This window comes from Nocardia noduli, from assembly GCF_019038455.1.
GTDB classification, from domain to species: domain Bacteria; phylum Actinomycetota; class Actinomycetes; order Mycobacteriales; family Mycobacteriaceae; genus Nocardia; species Nocardia noduli.
In genome coordinates this window covers 1-426 of sequence record NZ_JAFMPL010000291.1, presented here as the reverse complement: position 1 = coordinate 426, position 426 = coordinate 1, and the positions used below count along the sequence as shown (strand labels likewise).

1 protein-coding gene is annotated in these 426 nt (G+C 62.0%); it reads left to right on the top strand.

Annotated features, from left to right (window positions below; translation table 11 throughout):
• On the top strand, nt 1-426 hold a 426-nt coding region (locus JZ792_RS41440; protein ID WP_216918455.1), incomplete at both ends, for a hypothetical protein.

Genomic DNA, 426 nt, shown 5'->3' with positions numbered 1-426 from the left:
GTCTTTCGACCACCTCGGGTTTGTGTCTCAGCGGACGGGAGGCACGGTCCAGGGCCTCAACTCGCTGGCCTACGCCTTTAAGCAGGTCGGCGGCACGTCGCAGCAGGCGATCGGCGCGGTCGAGAGCTTTTCCAAGGCCATCCGCGAGAACCAGGGCGTGAAGTCCTACGTCCAGAGCCTGGGCGTGGACATGACCAAGCCCGCCGAGGAACAGCTTCTGGACTTCGCGGACAAGGCGAACTCAGGACAGTACGATGTCGATTTCCGCAAGGCGGGTATCGCCGGCATAAGCGAAGAGGATTTCAAGCTCCTCACGCAGTACTCTGCCAAGATCAAGGAATTCCGCGCCGAGTACAACGCGACCACCAAGGCGCTTGGGATCGACTCGGCCAAGGCGGCTGAAGCCTCGATGGCGTTCCAGCGGAC